Annotated in this window: 15 protein-coding genes; 11 read left to right on the top strand and 4 right to left on the bottom strand. The window is 61.2% G+C overall.

Annotation, left to right across the window (positions count from 1 at the left end):
- Nucleotides 1-102: 102 nt before the first annotated feature.
- Nucleotides 103-1983, bottom strand: a complete 1881-nt coding sequence (locus tag HNQ71_RS11560) for an adenylate/guanylate cyclase domain-containing protein (protein WP_184872703.1) — start codon at nt 1981-1983, stop codon at nt 103-105.
- Nucleotides 1984-2233: 250 nt separating this feature from the next.
- Here HNQ71_RS11560 and HNQ71_RS11555 point away from each other — a divergent pair, with 250 nt between their 5' ends.
- From HNQ71_RS11555 to HNQ71_RS11540, 4 genes are all read left to right on the top strand, one after another.
- Nucleotides 2234-3856: a DUF1963 domain-containing protein gene (locus tag HNQ71_RS11555; protein ID WP_184872702.1), complete on the top strand. Its 1623-nt coding sequence runs from the start codon at nt 2234-2236 to the stop codon at nt 3854-3856.
- A gap of 565 nt (nt 3857-4421) precedes the next feature.
- Nucleotides 4422-5636, top strand: a complete 1215-nt coding sequence (locus HNQ71_RS11550; RefSeq protein ID WP_184872701.1) for a glycosyltransferase family protein — start codon at nt 4422-4424, stop codon at nt 5634-5636.
- 1 nt (nt 5637) lies between these two features.
- Nucleotides 5638-6882, top strand: a complete 1245-nt coding sequence (locus HNQ71_RS11545) for a glycosyltransferase (protein WP_184872700.1) — start codon at nt 5638-5640, stop codon at nt 6880-6882.
- The gene (locus tag HNQ71_RS11540) at nt 6879-8054 is read left to right on the top strand and encodes a glycosyltransferase family protein (RefSeq protein ID WP_184872699.1); all 1176 of its coding nucleotides are present in this window, start codon (nt 6879-6881) and stop codon (nt 8052-8054) included. Before HNQ71_RS11545 ends, HNQ71_RS11540 begins: the two co-directional genes overlap by 4 nt.
- 103 nt (nt 8055-8157) lie before the next feature.
- On the opposite strand, the gene HNQ71_RS11535 is transcribed toward HNQ71_RS11540, so the two are convergent.
- Complete coding sequence (locus HNQ71_RS11535) at nt 8158-8829, bottom strand: class I SAM-dependent methyltransferase (protein ID WP_184872698.1); 672 nt, start codon at nt 8827-8829, stop codon at nt 8158-8160.
- 77 nt (nt 8830-8906) lie between these two features.
- On the opposite strand from HNQ71_RS11535, the gene HNQ71_RS11530 reads away from it, so the two are divergent.
- The 4 genes from HNQ71_RS11530 (at nt 8907) to HNQ71_RS11515 (ending at nt 13553) form a co-directional block, all read left to right on the top strand.
- Nucleotides 8907-9206 (top strand): hypothetical protein, encoded by a 300-nt coding sequence (locus HNQ71_RS11530; RefSeq protein WP_184872697.1) that lies wholly within the window; start codon nt 8907-8909, stop codon nt 9204-9206.
- Between the two features lie 16 nt (nt 9207-9222).
- On the top strand, nt 9223-11937 hold the full coding sequence (locus HNQ71_RS11525; protein ID WP_184872696.1) for an ABC transporter ATP-binding protein: 2715 nt from the start codon (nt 9223-9225) through the stop codon (nt 11935-11937).
- A gap of 182 nt (nt 11938-12119) precedes the next feature.
- Complete coding sequence (locus tag HNQ71_RS11520) at nt 12120-12569, top strand: cyclic nucleotide-binding domain-containing protein (RefSeq protein WP_095083929.1); 450 nt, start codon at nt 12120-12122, stop codon at nt 12567-12569.
- 129 nt (nt 12570-12698) lie between these two features.
- Complete coding sequence (locus tag HNQ71_RS11515) at nt 12699-13553, top strand: MBL fold metallo-hydrolase (RefSeq protein WP_184872695.1); 855 nt, start codon at nt 12699-12701, stop codon at nt 13551-13553.
- Nucleotide 13554: 1 nt separating this feature from the next.
- On the opposite strand, the gene HNQ71_RS11510 is transcribed toward HNQ71_RS11515, so the two are convergent.
- Both HNQ71_RS11510 and HNQ71_RS11505 read right to left on the bottom strand, forming a co-directional pair.
- Nucleotides 13555-14319, bottom strand: a complete 765-nt coding sequence (locus HNQ71_RS11510) for a polysaccharide deacetylase family protein (RefSeq protein ID WP_184872694.1) — start codon at nt 14317-14319, stop codon at nt 13555-13557.
- Nucleotides 14316-15404 (bottom strand): glycosyltransferase family 4 protein, encoded by a 1089-nt coding sequence (locus tag HNQ71_RS11505; RefSeq protein ID WP_184872693.1) that lies wholly within the window; start codon nt 15402-15404, stop codon nt 14316-14318. The genes HNQ71_RS11510 and HNQ71_RS11505 overlap by 4 nt, the downstream gene beginning before the upstream one ends.
- A 91-nt stretch (nt 15405-15495) precedes the next feature.
- On the opposite strand from HNQ71_RS11505, the gene HNQ71_RS11500 reads away from it, so the two are divergent.
- The 3 genes from HNQ71_RS11500 to HNQ71_RS11490 all read left to right on the top strand — a co-directional run bounded on the left by HNQ71_RS11500 (nt 15496) and on the right by HNQ71_RS11490 (nt 19675).
- Nucleotides 15496-16656, top strand: a complete 1161-nt coding sequence (locus tag HNQ71_RS11500; RefSeq protein WP_246461558.1) for a DUF3095 domain-containing protein — start codon at nt 15496-15498, stop codon at nt 16654-16656.
- A gap of 85 nt (nt 16657-16741) precedes the next feature.
- Entirely contained in the window at nt 16742-18085 is a 1344-nt protein-coding gene (locus HNQ71_RS11495; protein WP_184872691.1) for a nucleotide sugar dehydrogenase, read from the top strand.
- 261 nt (nt 18086-18346) lie between these two features.
- Nucleotides 18347-19675: an adenylate/guanylate cyclase domain-containing protein gene (locus HNQ71_RS11490; RefSeq protein WP_184872690.1), complete on the top strand. Its 1329-nt coding sequence runs from the start codon at nt 18347-18349 to the stop codon at nt 19673-19675.
- Nucleotides 19676-19768: the final 93 nt, after the last annotated feature.

Raw genomic sequence — 19768 nt, 5'->3', positions numbered from 1 at the left:
ATATCCGTGGAATGGCGAGGGCGTTGGTTTGTCAGGTAAATCTTCTTGAAGGCCGGTTCTTGATTCTCGGCAATAAAATTGCCTCAAGAACAATGCATATCGCTACTGCAGGAGCCGGAGCAACTTCTGGTAGCGAGGATGACTGCGAACAGAGGCGAAATCGGAATCGTTCTTGAACCAGAGCCTCATCTCGGCGCCAGCCTGCGGCAGCCACGCTTCCAAAAGGTCGATGGAGCGTTCGAACTCCCCCAGCAACGCATAGGTGCAAGCGGCGTTGTATTGGACGTTGATATCGCTAGGGTCGATCTCCAGAGACCGGTCAAGCCACTTCGCGGCCCTGTCGCGTTCACCAAGGAAGGCCAGCACGATAGCCCCCAGGCAGGCACAATTGGCGTTCTCCGGATGCAGGCGGAGTTCCTCTTCAGCTCTCTCCAATGCGATCCGCGCATAAAGCTCCGCGTCGTTCTGTTGGCCGAGAGTGCTAAAGACGTTCACCAGCATGACCGGTGCGCCGTAGTCGGTCGGTTTGATCTCCATCGCGCGCATGAAGTACGTCGCGGCGAGCTCGAACTCGCCGCCGGTTACGCAGAACTCGGCATAGTAGCGGTTGGCCTCGTGGCAATTGGGGTCGAGCGCGAGAGCCTGTTCGAACGCCGCCGCGGCCTCGGAACGGCGGTCGGCAAGGGACAGGCCAAAGCCCCTGGCAGAATGCGCCTCGGCCAAATTCGGATCCAGAGCCAGGGCCTTATCGGCGGTCGCGAGAATGTCGTCCACTTGGATCGGTGAGCCGTAGATCGACTGAAGGCGTACGTCGCAGACCGCCAAGCCTGCATAGGCGCGGGCATATCCCGGATCAAGCTCGATGGCCCTGAAATAACTTTGTCTGGCCATCAGGTGGTTGGCCCTGGTCGCGATGTGGCTGTAATCGCGGCCTCGAAGATAATGCGTATAGGCTTCCACATTGTCCGTCGGCGCCAGTTCAATAGCCTTCTTCTCCTCGGGCAGGAGCCTGACCCTGAGCTGCGCCACGACCGCCTTGGCGATTTCGTCCTGCACGGCGAAGATGTCGGTGAGGTCGCGGTCGTAGCGGGCAGCCCAGACGTGTCCGTCTGTGGCGCCTTCGATCAGCTCGGCATTTATCCTGACCCGGTTTCCCGCCTTGCGGACGCTGCCCTCGACAATGTAGCCGACGCCAAGTTCCCTGGCGATGCGTTCCACCTTGTCGGTCCTGCCCTTGAAGGCGAAGACCGTATTGCGGCTGAGCACGAACAGGCCGGAGACGTTCGCGAGGTCGGTTATGATATCTTCTGTGATGCCGTCACTGAAATACTGCTGGTCTGGATCATTGCTCAGATTGGCAAAGGGTAGGATGGCCACCGACGGCTTGTCGGACCGTACCAGCGTCTGGCCCCCCCTCCTGGCCGCAATATACGTCTCGGCATGCGGGACGCCCTGGTCCCAGTTGGCGAAATAGACGTGCAGCGGCTGAGCAATATTCTTGACAGTCCTGGCGCCCTGATCGGCGAAGTCGATGCCCAGCTTGTTGCCGACCGCATGGCGCACCGCTTCCGAGCAGGCGATGCCGCCGGGTATCGCGAGGCCCTGCAGCCGCACCGCAAGATTGACGCCGTCGCCGTGGAAATCATCACCGTCGACTATGATGTCGCCAAGGTTGATGCCCATGCGAAACTTGAAATGCCGGTCCTCGGGGATGCCGGCATTCCGCTCGGACATGCCGCGTTGGATCTCGACCGCGCAGCGCGCCGCATTGATTACGCTGCCGAACTCCACCAGGAAGCCGTCACCCATCACCTTAAAGATGCGCCCACCGTGCTTGGTGACGGTCGGATCGAAGAATTCCCGTCGATGCTGCCGAAGGAGATTGAGCGTGTGTTCTTCGTCGACCTCCATAAGTCGGCTATAGCCGACCACATCCGCGGCCAGGATCGCCGCCAGCCGACGCTCAACATGCTCCTCAGACATGTCGTCTCCTGAAATCGCAGACAATCGTTCTGCCTGATTTAGTTCTATCTGATTTACCTCCCTAGCGCCAACGTCGCAGCCGATCGACGCCCATAATTAGCGAAAGCCGCTCGGGAACGTCACGATCCGACAGAGGTAGGCGGACGGATTGAGGATCGGCATGGTCCCTTGCTTGCGCAAGGCCTCATATACCGGCAATAATTCGGCTTCGGGAGGAAGGCGACGCAGCCGGCGATGGGGGGTAAGCGTCATGGCGAATCTGATGCCGCTGCTTGTGGTCGGGGCGATGCTCCTGATCGTTGGCAGCCTGATTTATCGCGGCATTGCCCGGCTGTTTTCCGGTTCGGCTTCAAAAGGCAAGCCACCGGACAGTTCCGCCTTGCCGATCGGCAAGGCTGGTCAGCGCACGCCGGCATCGTCTGAAGCGGCCCACGCCGCATCGCCCCGGCCCAATCCTGCGGCAGAAAAGCTGATCGCCGACTTGCAGCAGCAAGCCAAGGACAGCGACGAACAGCGCAAGGCGAAGTTCAAAGCGCATGTCGAGCGCAAGATCCCGCCGATTTCCGTCGATGGCCGCGAAGCGATCGAACGGGGGCAAGCCGCGCGCATTGCGATCAAGCACGTCTTTCCGCCGCGTCTTCCTCAACGCAGCATGAGCTATCTTGGCGGGCTGCCGATCGTCCCCGATGAGTTCGACTGGCCGACGGTTCACAATCGGCAGGGATTGCTCGAGCGCCTCAATTTCATGGCGCAAATCGACTGTTCGGACCTGCCACCGGGACCTGGCCGCGATCTGCTGCCCGAAAAGGGCTATCTCTATTTCTTCGCGCCGATGTCCGACACGTTTGGCCCGGACGCGCTGCACTTCGTGACCCGGTATGAACCGCGCCGGGTGACGCAGAAGTGGCAGCCGCTCGACATGCCCTTCACCGCCAAGATTCTGGGTTCTGATCCGACGGACGAAATCTTGCGGGGCAGGCGAACCCATTTTGATCGGGTCGAGGTCGAGTTTGCCTGGATCGAGGAGCCAACCGACGCCGAAGTCGCGGCGCGTGCGGACGAAGGTCATGCTTTCGAGGTCGCGGACAAGATTCGCGCCGAGAGGGTTGAGGCCTTCTACGGTCCGCCTGTTACCGCCGATCCGCTGCTTTCGGCTCATCAGGCGCCGAAGGACATGCTTTGGACGCCGTATCCGGGATTTCCGGCCAATTGGCATTCCGCGCGGATCGTTCGGAAGCTCGTGGAGGCATATCACCGCGAAGAGACGGCCGACGTCGCGGCACAGCTGAAGGCGCTTGGCGATGTTGCTGCCGATGATCCGGAGGTCGTGCGGCTACGGGCGGTGCAGCGCGACCTGTCGGCATTCGGTTCGAAGATGTTCAACGCATTCTTTCCGACGGTCCATGCCGGACTGAAGGAGTATGACGCACCTCCAGCCGGGGTGAAGCAGCAGATCCTTGCCTTCCTGGAAGACTTGCGCGCCAACGGCGTGCCCTCATCGTCTCCGGCGCGGCGGCCGCATCATCGCCAACTTCCGCAGGTGATGAACCACTGGCTTTCAATCGCGGCGATCCGGGGCGCCGAGGGAGGACTGACAGATCAGGACGGTGCGGCGTTGATCGGCCCGGACGTGGTCGCCGCTCTGTCTTACCGCCACTCACCCCGTGGCCATCAGATGCTTGGCAAGGGTGAGGTCATCCAGGTTGCAGCCGACGAGATGAAGGACCGCTACCTGCTGTTGCTCCAGATCGGGCCGGATATGGCGCTCAATTGGACCGTTGGCGAGATGGGGCCGCTTCAATATTGGATTACGCCCGAGGACGTTGCGGCCAAGCGATTCGAGAACACAATTCTGACAATCGAAGCCTATTGACGTTTGGTCAGTGACCCTCTGACCACTTTGCCATCCTCGCCGGCTATCACAATAGCGGATCGGATCACGGCCTGCCGGTGGCAATTGCAGGTCGAGACTAGGGAACCCTCCCGCTCGCCTCCAGTACCAGACGCCAAAAAAAGGTCCGGTTACCCCCGCCCCTTTGTTCCTTTCAGACATAACAAAAATTTGGAGGCGGGTGAAGCGATTCGAACGCTCGACCCCAACCCCTGGCAAGACCAATTTCTGCCAACGCCGCCCTATGCTAGTCTCCGCCAGGGTGCGATAATCCGTTGAGTTTGCTATATATCGACCAATCTTGCCTTCACCCTGCTATCCGACTGGCACCCCGTTTGCTATTCCGACTGCTTCCATTGCGCCTGGACATGTGGCAAGCGAGCAGCCGAGCAGACGCAGCTTCCTGGCTACAGCATATGGACCTCTTAGGTAATTCAATTTGAAAATTGCGCTCTCATGTTTCAAAACAGGCCGGTAGACCCGCGAGTTTCGAAGCCTGCGGGATCGCCACGGTCCTCAAGGCGAGAATTCTAGAAGACGTTCATCGATGACCCAGCACGTACAAAACGCTAGAGTTCTCATGTACAGCCACGACACGTTCGGGCTCGGCCACTTGCAGCGATGCCGGACGATCGCGCACTCGCTGGTCGAGGATTTCCGCGGACTTCAGGTGCTTATCATTTCGGGCGCAACCATCGCCGGCGCCTTCGACTACCGCGCCCGTGTCGACTTCGTGAAGATCCCCAGCGTCATCAAGCTGCGCAACGGCGAATACACCTCGCTGGAAAAGCATATCGATCTGCACGAGACGCTGAGGATGCGCCAGTCGATCATCCGTCACACGGCCGAGACCTATCGGCCGGATATCTTCATCGTCGACAAGGAACCGCTCGGCCTGCGCGGTGAGATCGAGGACACGCTGTCCTACCTCAAGACGCGGGGCACCACGCTCGTGCTTGGCTTGCGCGAGGTGATGGACGCGTCGCATCTGCTCGAAGCCGAGTGGGCACGCAGGGATGTGATGCGCAAGATAGGCCTGTTCTACGACAAGGTCTGGGTCTATGGTCCGCCGGATTTCTACGATCCGTTGACCGGCCTGGATGTGCCGCCGGCTGTCGGGGCAAAGATGAAGTTCGTCGGTTTCCTGCAACGAAGCCTGCAGCGGAACGAGTTGCCCGGCCACCGGCCCGAGGGCGACTATATCCTCGTTACCACCGGTGGCGGCGGTGACGGCGCCGACCTGATCCACGACGTCTTCGATGCCTATCAGCAGGATCCGCAATTGCAGCATAGGGCGCTGATCGTGCTTGGGCCTTACATGCCGGCGCGCAAGCGCAACAAGCTGGTCAAGAAGGGGTCCAAGATCCCCTATATCAAGATCATCGAGTTCGACAACCGCATGGAAGACCTGATTGCCGGCGCCAAGGCGGTCGTGGCTATGGGCGGCTACAACACCTATTGCGAGATACTGTCTTTCGACAAGCCGGCGCTGATCGTGCCGCGCGTGAAGCCCCGCGAGGAACAGCTGATCCGCGCACGGCGCGCAGCCGAACTCGGCCTCATCGAGATGCTTTTGCCGGAAGAAGCCAAGGATTCCCAGCGGTTTGCCGACGCACTGAAGGTGCTGCCGGCCCGGCCCCGCCCATCGCAGAGCAATCCGCATCTGACGCTGGAAGGGCTGCCGCATATTTCCGAAATCGTCGCGGAACTGCTCGAGCGGCGGGCCGGCCATCACCTTTCGGTCATTGAAGGCATGAACTGAGTTGCAAAACCGCAAGATCGTCGTGGTTCTGAAAGGCTATCCGCGGCTGTCGGAAACCTTCATCGCGCAGGAACTGCTCGGTCTGGAGCGTGCGGGTTTCGACCTGATACTGTTCGCGCTCAGGCGGCCGACCGATGCAAAACGCCACCCCGTGCATGACGAGATCAAAGCGCCGGTCCACTATCTGCCGGAATATCTGCATGAAGAGCCGCTGCGCGTGGCTCGCTCCCTGTTTGCTCATCTGCTGAGGCCGGGCTTCTGGCGCGCGCTCGGATCGCTGGCAACCGACCTCCCCCGCGACTTTACCCGCAATCGCGCGCGCCGTTTCGGGCAAGCGCTGGTGCTGGCGGCCGAATGGCCGGAAGACGCGGGCTGGCTGCACGCACATTTCGCGCACACGCCGGCATCGGTGACGCGCTATGCCAGCCTGCTTCGTGGCCTGCCCTGGAGCTGCTCGGCCCATGCCAAGGACATCTGGACTTCTGCGGACTGGGATCTGGCCGGCAAGCTTTCCTCGGCGCGCTGGACGGTCACCTGCACGAAAACCGGCTTCGACCGTCTGACGAAACTCGCCAACGGCAACTCGTCCGTGCACCTGAGCTATCATGGGCTCGACCTTGATCGCTTCGGCAGTTTCGGCGCGGCGCGAAAACAGCATGACGGCTCGGCGCCGGACGAACCGGTTGTCATCCTGAGTGTCGGGCGCGCCGTCGAAAAGAAAGGTTACGACACCTTGCTGCAGGCCCTTGCCCTCTTGCCTGGTGACCTGGCGTGGCGTTTCGAGCATATCGGCGGCGGCGAGGAACTGGGACGGCTCAAGGCGCTGGCGCAAAAGCTCGGACTGGATGGTCGCGTCTCCTGGAAAGGCGCGCTTGCGCAAGAGGAGGTGCTTGAGCACTACCGCTGCGCCGACATCTTCGCCCTGGCCTGCAGGATCACCGCAAATGGCGACCGGGACGGTCTGCCGAATGTCCTGGTGGAGGCGGCCAGCCAACGGCTTGCCTGCGTGTCGACCGATGTTTCCGGCGTGCCGGAGCTTTTGTCGCCGGATGAAACCGGGCTGCTGGTTCCGACGGAAAACCCGATCGCCCTGGCACAGGCGCTGGAGCGCCTGATCCGTGATCCCGCGCTGCGCGCCAGTCTCGGTAACGCCGCAGAGCAGCGCGTGCGCGGCGATTTCGATCATGTGGCAAGCATTGGACAGCTCAAGGAACTGTTCGAGCGGGAGTGGCGGGCCGCCGAATGAAGCGGCTGCGCGCTTTCTTCTACGTCCAGCACCTGCTCGGCATCGGCCATCTCGCGCGCGCCAGCCGCATTGCGGCGGCTCTGGCGGATGACGGATTCGACGTGACCGTCGTGACCGGCGGAGCGCCGATCGCCGGATTTCCGGGACCGGGTGCAAAATCTGTAACCCTGCCACCCGTCACCTCCGGCGATGAGGGATTTTCCGGACTTGTCGACCTGCAGGGCAAACCCATCGACGACGATTTCAAGAAATGGCGTTCGGAGATGCTGCTGCAGGCATTCCGGGAGTGCAGGCCTGATATCGTCATTGTCGAGGCGTTTCCATTTGGACGCCGGCAGATGCGTTTCGAACTCCTGCCGTTGATCGAGGCCATCGAGGCGACGTCGCCCAGACCGCTGCTGGCGACGTCCGTGCGCGATATCCTTCAGGAGCGCGTCAAGCCGGGCCGAAACGAGGAAACGGTCGATCTCATCAACAGGCATTTCGACCTTGTCATGGTCCATGGCGATCCGGCATTCGCAACCATCGACAAGACATTTCCACTGGCCGAGGCGATCAGGGCCGACGTCACCTACACAGGGCTCGTTGCCGCGCCGCCCTCGCCCGCGGCCTCCGAGCGCTTCGATGTTCTGGTGTCGGTCGGCGGTGGGGCTGCCGGAAAGAGCCTTGTCAGCTCCACTGTAGCGGCGGCGCGAAATGCCAACAACGGTTGGAAATGGTGTTTGATCACCGGCCCAAACCTGCCGAAAGACGAGTTTGACGCGATCGCACACGATGCTACGCCGGGCCTGTCAATCTTCCGGTTCCGCGAGGATTTCGCCAGCCTGCTGGGCGGCGCCCGCCTCTCAGTCTCGCAAGCGGGTTACAACACGGTCTGCGATGTCCTGCGCGCGGGTTGTCGCTCGCTGCTCGTTCCATTTGCAGCCGGCGGGGAGACCGAACAGACGGTTCGCGCCCTGATGCTCGAAGACCTCGGTCTTGCAACGGTGCTGACGGAAAAGGACCTGACGCCTGAAGGTCTGGCGCAAGCGATCGAACAGGCGCTTGTGGGACCGACGCCATCCGCGCATCGTCTCGACCTGGAAGGCGCGCGTCACTCGGCGCAAATCCTGCGCGAGCGGTATCGAACCTGGTCCCTGAAAGTGGAGCCCGGTTTCGGAAAAGTTCAATGATCAAACAGATGATGGACCCTAGAGCGGTTCACCGTTGCACGGAAACGCAGGACCGCCCTATCTCTTTGTTTTGACGCAAATCCCTAAGGGAAAGCGCTACGCACTAAACAGTTCCAATCAGCATGAAGCGCGTATAATTCTTTGTCGGCAGTTCGCCGGAGAACCGCACGTCCCGCAGCGCCGCCATGGCTTCGAAGGCTGCTAGTGAAGCCACGCAGTTGATGTGCGTAGGCTCGCTGAAATAATCGTTCGATTGCAGCAGTACAGTCGCGCCCGGCGGAAGCAGGGCAAGCCAGGCGCGCAGATCGGCTATGTGCTCGCAGCTCGTATTGACCGTCAGGTCGGGCCGGCCGGCCGCATAGTCGAGTGCATACATGTCCGCCGTCAGCGCCCGGAACCGGTCGCCGGCGTCCCGGTTGAGGGTTCGGGCGACCGGCGCGACTTCTGGATCGATGTCGAAGCTATCGACCGCCGCGATGTCGAAGCGGGCATCGTTGAAAAGCATTGCCGGCAATACGCCGTACCATCCGCCGAGAACCCATATGCGCTCGAAGCGGCCGCCGCAGCTTTCGAACAGCCTGTCGCGCGCCCACATCTTGCAGGCGACCTGCTTGTGGTTGAAGGCATTGGCGATATCGGCCTCCGGATGCTTGGCGACGACGCGCGCCAGCCCTGCCACGAGAGGGCAGTTGACATAGGCAGCAATTCCCCGCGTGAGGTCCAGGGCTTGCTCATGCCAGTCCATGCCGGCATTGCGCGGTTGCGTGACATCCATCATAGTCGTCTTGTATGTTGGGATTTCGGGCGACACAACGCAATCTTGCCTCCCTCAAGGCCGTTTGATTCGCGGACATGACCATGCTGCAAGCCGCTTCGCCATTGCCCGGTGCCGGAGAAAGCCTGTTGCATCTTTCCAGACCATCGGCGTCCATCCGCCAGCACCAGCCGCGCAGCTGCGGCCTCGGGCTGCCCGGCCATTCGCCGAAGCCACGCGGAAGTCGCGATCGCGCCGCCTCGCAGGTTGCTTCCATCGTCGAGCGCGGGACAATCTCCATGCACTGCAGCTTCGAGCTGGTCGCTGGCGACGAAGAAGAAATCGCCGATCCGCCGTTCGCCAGCAGGTGCTCTTACATCCTGCATCCTTCCAACTGAAGGTCCACAGTCGCATATGGAACCCAGCCTAGCTCGCTATATCTGGACGCACACCAAGAAGCAGCAGGTCTGGATATTGATCATCGTCCTGCTTTCGATGATCCCGTATTTCATGTCCTTCGACCTGCCGAAGCTGATCGTCAACGGCCCGATCCAAGGAAGCGGCTTCGAGCAACCCGGCGCGACCCGGCCATTCATGAAGCTACACTACAACGTGCCGTTCATTGGAGAAGTCCAGTTCTTCTCCGGTTTTCAGCTCGACCGCAAGGAGACGCTGTTTGCCCTGAGCCTTGTGTTCCTCTTGCTGGTCGTCATCAACGGCCTGTTCAAACTCTACATCAACACCTACAAGGGCCGCCTCGGCGAACGCATGCTGCGGCGGATCCGCTTCGATCTGGTCGATCGTGTGCTGCGGTTTCCGCCGGTTTACTTCAAGCGGGTGAAATCCGCCGAAGTGGCGACCATGGTGAAGGACGAGGTGGAGCCGCTGGGGGGCTTCATCGGCGATGCCTTCCTGCAGCCGGTACTGCTCGGCGGCCAGGCGCTGACGGCCATGCTGTTCATCATGGTCCAGAACGTGTGGCTCGGCATGATAGCGGTTGTGATCGTGGTGATCCAGATCGTGCTCATCCCGCGGATGCGGCGGCGGCTGATCGTGCTCGGGCGCGAGCGGCAGTTGACGGCGCGCGCGCTTTCGGGCCGGGTTGGCGAAATCGTCGACGGCATCGGCGCGGTTCACGTCCACGATACCTCAAACTACGAGCGCGCCGACATAGCTGCCCGGCTCGGGCTTATCTTCAAGATCCGCTTCGACCTTTACCAATGGAAATTCATGGTAAAGTTCCTCAACAATTTTCTCGCGCAGCTCACGCCCTTCCTGTTCTACATGATCGGCGGGTATCTGGTCATCCAGGGGCGGCTGGACGTCGGCCAGCTCGTGGCCGTGATCAGCGCCTACAAGGACCTGCCTGGACCGATGAAGGAACTGATCGACTGGGATCAGGCGCGGCAGGATGTCCAGGTCAAATATCAGCAGGTCGTCGAACAGTTCACCGTCGACGGTCTCATTGAGCCAAGAATCGGGGCATTGACGATCGACGATCCCGCCCCGATGACCAACCCCCTGTCGGCGATCGGTGTGTCCATCGAAGACGATGGCGGTGCCATGCTCCTCGACCGCATCTCCCTGCAGGTCAAGCCGGGTGAGACGGTGGCGCTGGTCAGCACCGCGACAGGTGGCGCGGAAGCGCTTGCAGAAGCTTTCGCGCGGCTGAACTGGCCGGCCAGCGGAAAGGTCGCCTCGGGCGCCGATGACCTGCTTGAACTCCCCGAAGCAGTGACCGGCCGGCGCATGTCCTATGCCTCGTCGGATGTTTTCCTGTTCCAGGCAAGCCTTCGCGACAACCTGCTTTACGGGTTGAAGCATGCGCCGCTGACACCGGTGACTTATGATGGCGCCGCGGCAGACCAGCACCGCTGGAACATGCATGAGGCGCGTCGGTCGGGCAATCCAGATCTCGATATCCACAGCGACTGGATCAACTATGCTTCCGCCGGCGCTACCGGCCCGCACGACCTCTTTGAAGCCGTGCGCCGGGTGCTCGACGCGGTTGTCCTGTCGCGCGACATCCTGGATCTTGGCTTGCGCTCTTCGGCCAACCTCACGCGCCACACGGAGCTTGCCAGGCGTATCGTAGAATTGCGCGCGGCGCTGCGAACCCGGCTGGAACAGGAAGGGCTGAGCGGACTGGTGGTTCCTTTCGAACCCGGTGCCTACAACAAGGAAGCAACGATCGGCGAAAACCTGCTCTTCGGCGCTGCCGCCGGCCCTAAGCTGGCTGACAGGGCTCTGGCGGCCAATCCCTATTTTGCTTCCGTGTTGAAAGAAGCCGGCCTCGACCGCACGCTCTACGAAATGGGCATGGAGATCGCCGAACAGGCGATCGAGCTGTTTGCCGACCTGCCGCCCGACCACCAGTTCTTCCAGCAGCTCGCCTTCATGACCGCCGAGGAGATACCCGCCTACGAAACCTTGCTGCAACGGCTCAAGAACCGTCCCTACGAGGCGGTTTCCGAGAACGACCGCGCCATGATCGTCACCTTGAGCTTTGCCTATATCGAGCCCCGGCACCGCTTCGGCCTGCTCAGTGACGAGCTGATGAGCAAGATCGTCGCGGCCCGCAACCGGTTCTATGAAAACCTGCCGCCCGAGCTGCAAGATGCGATCGAACGCTATGATCCCGCCAAATACATTGCCGCGGCCACCGTCATGGACAATGTCCTGTTCGGCCGTGTGGGCAACAGCCATCCCGACGCGCCGGACCGCATACGCTCCATCGTCTATGACATTCTTGACGAACTGGGGCTCTATGCCGAACTGCTGGATGTCGGCCTCGACTTCAACGTCGGCTCCGGCGGCAGGCGGCTGACCGGTGGACAGCGACAGAAGCTCGATGTTGCCCGGGCCCTGCTCAAGCGTCCCGATTTTCTCATTCTCAATCGGCCGCTGTCGGCGCTTGACCATCGCATGCAGGAGAAGGTGCTGCGAAACGTGCTCGAGGCAGCCAGGTGCGACGGCCATTCGCCGGCAATAGTGTGGGTGGTGACCAATCCGGCAATGGCGGCGATGTTCGATCGCGTTGTCGTCTTCGACTCGGGTCAATTGGTGGAAGACGGAACACACGAGACACTTTTGGCAGGCAACGGTATCTTCAAGGAACTGCTGTCATAGAGGGACGGACATTCAGATGGAATCGTTCTGCCGGTGGGAATTTGTCAGGCGACATCGCCCGATCGCACGACATAGGGCTCGCCACCGCGTGGTTCGCCTCGCCATCCCGGAAACAGAATTGATTCCATCCGGGCGCCCGTTGCTCTAGTCTGGCAAACGCGAATTTTGGGAGGTTTGCGACAATGCTGCTCAAGGATGAAGTTGGAATGCTGCAACGCATTCCCTTGTTTTCCGGCATCGAGTCGACAAAGCTCAAGCTGCTTGCGTTCACATCCGACCGGGTGAGCTACAGCGCCGGCCAGATTCTTTTCCGTCAGGGCGACGAAGGAGACGCCGCCTATGTCATCCTTTCAGGCAGCGCGGATATTCTGGTCGATTCCGACAGCGGACCGATAAAAATTGCCGAAATGGTGCCAAATTCGATCGTTGGCGAGATCGCCATATTGTGCAACAGCTCCCGCACAGCCACCGTCAGAGCGGCCAGTCCGGTCGAAGCCTTGAGAATCCGCAAGGATCATTTCCTGAGGCTTATGCGGGAGTACCCGGAAATGACCATCGAGATATTGCGGGTTCTTGCCGATCGCCTAAGCCATACGACCGCGGATCTGATCGACGCACGAAGCGCCAAATAACGAATGACGTGCGCTCGATCCTCGCCGTCGTGACGGCACTGGCCCCTGAGAAGGCCACCCGAAGAAAACCTGTCTCGCCTAGCAGCCGTTGTTTGGCTACGATGAGTGACGGTACTGCGAAGGACTAGCATGGACGACGATGTTTTCCTGGTCAGGTTTTGGGGGGTACGCGGCAGCATTTCGGTATCCGGGCCAGAATTCTCCCGCTATGGCGGCAACACGATCTGCATCGAGATGCGATGCGGCAAGCATACGCTCCTGTTCGACGCGGGCTCTGGCCTGCGGCCAGCCGGCGGGGCGCTTCGGGCGTCGGGCGTGACCGATTTCGACCTGTTTTTCACCCATTGTCATTACGATCATATCATCGGGCTGCCGGTGTTTGCGCCGATCTATGACCGGAGCGTCAAGCTCGCGCTCTGGTCCGGGCATCTTGCTGGACGCATGACGACCAGGCAGATGGTCGATGAGTTCATACAGCCGCCGTGGTTTCCGGTGAGACTGGATATCTGCAAGGCAAGCCTCGACTACCACGATTTCGTGTCCGGAGACGTGCTTCGGCCGCGCGAAGGGGTGGTGGTCCGAACCGCCAGCCTTGTCCATCCGGGCGGCTGCATAGGCTACCGGGTCGAATGGGGCGGCCGCGTCGTGGCGGTGATCACCGACACCGAGCACGAACCGGACAAACTCGATCAGGCGGTGCTCGGCCTGATCGCAGATGCCGACCTCGTCGTTTACGATTGCACCTACACCGAGGAGGAAATGGAACGCCGCCGCGGTCACGGGCACTCGACATGGCAACAGGGCGTCAAGCTCTGTGAGGCGGCCGGTGCGCGGGGGCTTGCGCTGTTTCACCACGATCCGACACGCACCGATGAGCAACTGGACGAGATCGAGAAGCTGGCCAAAAAAAGCTTTGCCGGCGCCTTTGCCGCGCGGGATGGCCAGACGCTCAAATTCCCGGTCTCATTGCACAAGAAGCGCTGAGCTATTTTCCTCTACCGGCGCTGCGCCCGATCAATGTCCTGATCGCAAGCCATGCGCAGGCTTCTGTCCGTGCGGTGAGCGTGAACAGCCGTTCGAGGAAAAGCCAGGCCGATTCATCATGGACGAGATGGTGGGTGAGCAGGCCAACCGGTTCGCCGCCCTCGAATGCATGCTGCAATTGCGCGACGATCTCCTGAACCAACAGCCCATGATCGCGGCAGCCGCGCGTGCCATGCCAATCCATGACGTCGACATTGCTGTTGATGACCGCCAGGGAGGCCGGCTTCGGCGGCCCATAGACCGACAATGCCACAAATCCTATCGATCCAAGGTCGGATACCAAGCCGGCGTCGATCCTGTTCCAGGGTGGCACCAGCATCGGGACGGCACGGGCGCCGTGCAGGCCAGTTACGTGCGACAGTCCGCGAGCCAGATCACCCAGCACCGCCTCGCGTGGCCGATACGCGCCGAGCTCCTGCTTCTTCTGGTCCTCGGGCGCATGATTTCGGTGCGCCCAGCCATGGATGGCGACCGTGGCATGCGGTGCCTCGTCGAGCCGGACGGCAAGCTTCCGACCCGTCATGGCCGGAATGACGGCCAGAGTGACCGGAATCGCGAATTCACCAGTGAGGGCGAGCAGCCGATCAAGCGCAGGCGTCGGCTCCACGGTGTCATCGTCGCGCAGCCAGAACTCTGCCTTGCGGCCTGCCCGTTGCCAGCGCGCCAGTTCTTCCACCAAGGGCTGCCAGATCCGATCGGATGTCATGAAACGGGGATCTTCGAAAGAAGTTCGCCCAGACGCACCGCTGCAGCACCGAGGGAGCGTTCTTCGAGGATGAAACGTCTGGCTTCTGCGGCCATGATGGTTCTTTCGTCGTTGCGGGCCAGAAGCCTTTCAATGGCGGAAGCGAACGCCGCCACATCGCCCGGCGGGGTGAGAAACCCGGTCTGGCCATCCCGCACCACCTCCGGCACGCCGGCGATGTGCTGAGCCACCACCGGAAGGCCGGCGGCCTGTGCTTCAAGATAGGCAACGCCATAGGCCTCGCCGTAGCCCGGCCAGACGTAGATTCCCCCCCTGTAGAGGACATCCGGCACGGCGGCCGGCTCGATCGCGCCAAGCCATTCGATACGGTCGGCGGGCAAGCCGGCGAATTGCGCTTTGACCTCGTCGCGGGCAGGCCCGTCCCCGACGACCGACATGGTCCAGGGCAGGTGGCCGATCGAACCGAGCGCTTGCGCTAGCATGCGATAGCTTTCGACTTTGTCGCCCGGGCGCATCATGGCGACGGTAACGAGGCGCGTCGGATAACCGCGTGCCGGCATTTCCCGGAATGCCGATGTGTCGATGAAGGGCGAAAGCATACCGAGAGCGGCGTCGGGAACCGCATCTGCCAGTCCCTGGCGATCCCTTTGCGTGAAACAGATGTTCAGCGCTGCCTGTTCGACGGCTCGCGCCACCAACGCTTGCGTGTCGGCCCACAAACCGGCGTTGCGCCGCCTCGAATAGGAGGCTTCCGCCGTCACATAGGGGACGGCAAAGGCCGACGCCAGCCCGGGCCCGATCAGGTCGGGCGCCTTGTAATAGGGATGATAGGAGAACCAGAGATCGGGCTTGCCGTCACGATCCCAAAGCTTGGTCAACCCCGCGGCTTCCTGGCGGGCTTCGATCTTGAGCGCATCGAAACTTTTCGGCTCCGGCTCGCGTAGATAGAAGCGTAATTCGGATGCCAGTTCGACGCTGTGCCCGCCATGCTCCAGCGCCTTGACCAGCATCCGTGCCATCTGGCGGTCGCCGGAGGCAACGGGATGATTGGGCGATTTCAGCGGCGCGTAGAAGGCAATTCGCATCGCGCGACCCTATCATCGGAAAGCCTGCGCAAGTCAATTTCGTAGCATATCGACTTCACCGTAAAGCAGTGGAATGTGCTATCTGATGGTCATGGAAACAGCTGCCGCGCCCGACCCGTTTGTCGCTTCCTTGCCCGTCTTCGCAAAGTTCGAAAGCGTTGCCGATATCGACAACTATCGACCTCTGCCCGATGGCTGGGCGCTGGCAACCGCCGACATCGTCGGCTCGACCAAGGCGATCGCGGCCGGGCGCTATAAAACCGTCAATATGGCCGGCGCCAGCGTCATCTCGGCGCTGCTCAATGCGCTGGGCCGGCAAGACCTTCCCTTTGTCTTCGGCGGCGATGGCGCGCTCGTGGCGTTTCCCGGCTCGGCGCTGGAGATCACCCGCAACGCGCTGGCGGCTGTTCAGAGATGGGTGGCGGACGAACTGGACCTGACCTTGCGTGCCGCGATCGTGCCGATAAAGGATGTAAGAGCGCACGGCTTCGACGTTCGCGTGGCGCGGTTCCAGGCCTCCGAAGCGGTCTTCTATGCCATGTTCGCCGGCGGTGGCGGCAGTTGGGCCGAAGCCGAGATGAAAGCCGGACGCTACCGCATCGATCCTGCGCCGGCCGGCACGCGGCCGGACCTGACCGGCCTCTCCTGCCGCTGGAACCCGATCGAAGCGCGGCATGGCGAAATCGTCTCGATCATAGCCATACCGGGGCCGTCGCGCGACTTGCGCGGTTTTCAGTTCCTGGCTTCCGACATCATCGCCCTTGCCGGCAGGCAGGAACGCGATGGCCACCCGGTGCCGGTGAACGGGCCGGGCTACAGTTTGCTGCCCGCCGGCCTCGATATCGAGGCGCGGGCCACGACGCCGGCAGGATGGCGGTGGCTGTCGAAGCTATGGATAGTGTTCCTGATGACGCTTACGGCTGTCACCGATCGATTTGGCTGGACGATCGGCCGTTTCGATCCGAAGGTCTACAAACGCGAAGTGGCCAGCAATTCGGATTTCCGGAAGTTCGACGACGGCTTGAAGATGACCATCGACGTTGACGCGGATGTGTTGCAACGGATCGAGAACCGGCTGAAACAGGCGGAAGAGGCGGGCATCTGCAACTATGGCCTGCACCGCCAGAAATCGGCCTTGATGACATGCCTCGTCGCCTCGCCGCTGCAGCGCGATCACCTTCATTTCATCGATGGCGCCGCCGGCGGCTATGCGATGGCCGCCTCAAACCTGAAGGCGAAGTCTCCGGCCTGATGACGGCTTGCGGAAATCGTTTTTCCGCAATATGCCTCGGCCATGGGAGCGGACAGCCTGTCCGAATTGACGGGAAAGCAGATTCTTGGACGCCTCACAATCGACATATGACCGTCTTCTGAGCCGTATCTCGACGCGCACCGCGCAAGTCGGCGTGATCGGACTGGGCTATGTCGGTTTGCCGCTGGCGGTTGCGATCGCACGCGCCGGCTTCCCGGTTTCCGGCTTCGACATCGAAGCTCGGAAGGTCGAGAGCCTGAACAACGGCCAATCCTACATCGAGGCGGTGACGTCGACAGCCCTTGCCGGCCAGGTGGCGAGTGGACGGTTCCGGGCCACTGCGGATTTTGCCGAACTGGCCGTCTGCGATGTCATCATCATCTGCGTTCCGACACCGCTGACGAAACATCGCGAGCCGGACCTCTCCTTTGTCAGGGACACGGCAGCCGCCATCGCCAAGCATCTGCGTCTCGGCCAGCTGATCGTGCTGGAATCGACCACCTATCCCGGCACCACCGACGACGTGATCAAGCCCATACTGCAAGAAACCGGCTTGCAGTCGAAGACAGACTTCTTTCTCGGCTTCTCGCCCGAACGCGAGGATCCCGGCAACCGCAGCTTTGAAGTCGCGACGATCCCCAAGGTCGTGGCAGGCGACGGCGTTGAAGCGGCGACGCTCGTGCAGGCTTTCTACCAGAGCGTGGTCAAGACCGTCGTTCCGGTTTCAACCACGGCGACCGCCGAGGCGGTCAAGCTGACGGAAAACATCTTCCGCTCGGTCAACATAGCCCTCGTCAACGAGTTGAAGGTCGTGTTCGGTGCGATGGGCATCGATATCTGGGAGGTGATCGAGGCGGCAAAGAGCAAGCCCTTCGGCTACATGCCTTTCTATCCTGGCCCCGGACTTGGCGGGCACTGCGTTCCGATCGATCCCTTCTACCTGACGTGGAAGGCGCGCGAATACGAACTGCCGACCCGCTTCATCGAGCTGGCGGCGGAGATCAACACGGCCATGCCGCGTCATGTGGTCGATGAACTGGCGAAGGCGCTGGACCGGCGTTGCGGCAAGGCGCTCAGCCGTTCGCGCATTCTCATCATCGGGCTCGCCTACAAGAAGAATGTGCCCGACATCCGCGAAAGCCCGTCATTGCGGCTCATTGAACTCATCGAGGAATGGGGCGGCAAGGCGGAATTCCACGATCCGCATGTTGCCGAGATTCCCAGCACACGCGAGCATATGGCGATCAAGGGGCGTCGCTCGGTCGAATTGACCGAGGCGGCCTTGAAGGATTTCGATGCTGTCGTGGTTGCAACCGACCACGATGCGATCGACTATCAGGCGATCGCCGATCACGCTCTGCTTATCGTCGACACACGCAATGTTTTTGGCCGCCTCGGGCTAGCCCGAGAGACGGTGGTGAAGGCCTGACGGCGTCTGGTCGGCGAATTTCTTGACCTATGTCAGGATCGTGGTTGCACTCCGCCGGCAGCCTCGCCACATGATGGCCCAGGATTTAGATGCAGTTACGCCCGCTCCTTGCCTGCAAGGACAGTCATCGGGACATTCTTCGCCGGCCTTTGCCGCCGAAGCCGGCTTCATTAACTTCGAGGGTCTTATCCTTGGATCGTCGGCGGACTGTGTTGTGGCGGATCAAAGGAGTGGCCCATCTTGGACGGGTTTGGAGACAGCATGAGCACAGAAATTTCCACCATTCTCGTGGATAAGGTTGCCGATTGGCTGACCCAATCGGCGCTCGAGGGCAACGATCTGGAAACATTGGTAAAAGGCTTTTGTGAGCGGCTGGCTGCCGCCGGCCTGCCACTGAAGCGGGTGCATTTGAGCTTTTCGATGCTTCATCCGCTTTATGACGCGCTTGGCTTCACCTGGTTTCGCGGCCAGGGCCTCGAAGTAGAAGGCTTCCGCAACGAGGGTGGCGTGCCGTCAGACAGGTTCGTGACCAGCCCATATTACCATCTGCTCAGCAACAAGCTCGACCATCTGCGGCGCCGGTTCGACCCGTCGGTGCCGTCGGAGTTTCCTGTTTTCGATGAACTCAGGCTTATGGGCGTCACCGATTACATGGCTTTCGTCCATCCCTTCAGCGGCAACACCACGCAGGGCATGATGGGGTCCTGGTCCACCGACAGCGCTGCAGGCTTCAGCGACAGCATGATTGCGGCGCTGCTGCGCATCCAGAACCATCTTGCTATCGCAACCAAGATGGCGGTGCTCACCAAGCTCGCCGACAACATGATGACCACTTATCTCGGCGGCGACGCCGGCAGGCGCGTGCTGGACGGCCAGATCAAGCGCGGCGAGGGCGATACAATCCGGGCCGCACTGGTCATGGCCGATATGCGCGGGTCGTCAAGGCTTGCCGAAACCTCCGGCCGCGAAATCTACATCGATACGCTGAACCAGTTTTTCGACGCCGTTGCCGCACCTTTCAATCGCAAAGGCGGGCAGATCATGAGTTTCATCGGCGACGGCTTCATTGCCGTCTACCCTTGCGAAAGGCACCGCTCGCAGTCTGAGATCGCCTGCCAGGCTGCTCTTGCGGCGGCGCACAAGGCCAGCGCGCGCATGATGGATCTCAATCTGCGCAGGAAGCAGCAAGGGTTGAGCGACATAGGCTTTGGTATCGGCCTGCATGTCGGCAATGTGATGTTCGGTAATGTCGGGCTTACCGACCGGCTGACATTCTCTGTCTTCGGCTCGGCTGTAAACGAGGTCCAGCGCCTCCAGACCCTGACCAAGAAATATCCGCACAGCGTTCTCGCCAGCAAAGAATTCGCCAGCTATTGCGGCACCAGCAGCTGGCTGACGCTCGGTAACGAGGAACTGGCGGGCATCAAGAAGCTGACGGTGCTTTCACCCGATCTGTCGGGCGTTCTCGCGGTCGATGAAGACAGTGCGATGGAGCCGGTTCACGACCGGATATCGGACGCCGAGCAGGTCATGCTGCTTCATCGCGATGCCGCCCGCCTGTCGGCTGGCGACCGGCGCAAGCTCCAGTAACCGCCACGATCTGATCCGAACGCTTTTGGTCTGCAGTCCGGTCGCCGGTTCCGTCAGGGAACTGGCGACCGTTTAGAATCCAAGTTGCTCTAG

Origin of the sequence: Mesorhizobium sangaii (assembly GCF_014207355.1) — a bacterium.
Taxonomy (GTDB): domain Bacteria; phylum Pseudomonadota; class Alphaproteobacteria; order Rhizobiales; family Rhizobiaceae; genus Mesorhizobium; species Mesorhizobium sangaii.
This window is presented reverse-complemented; position numbering and strand designations above follow the sequence as displayed.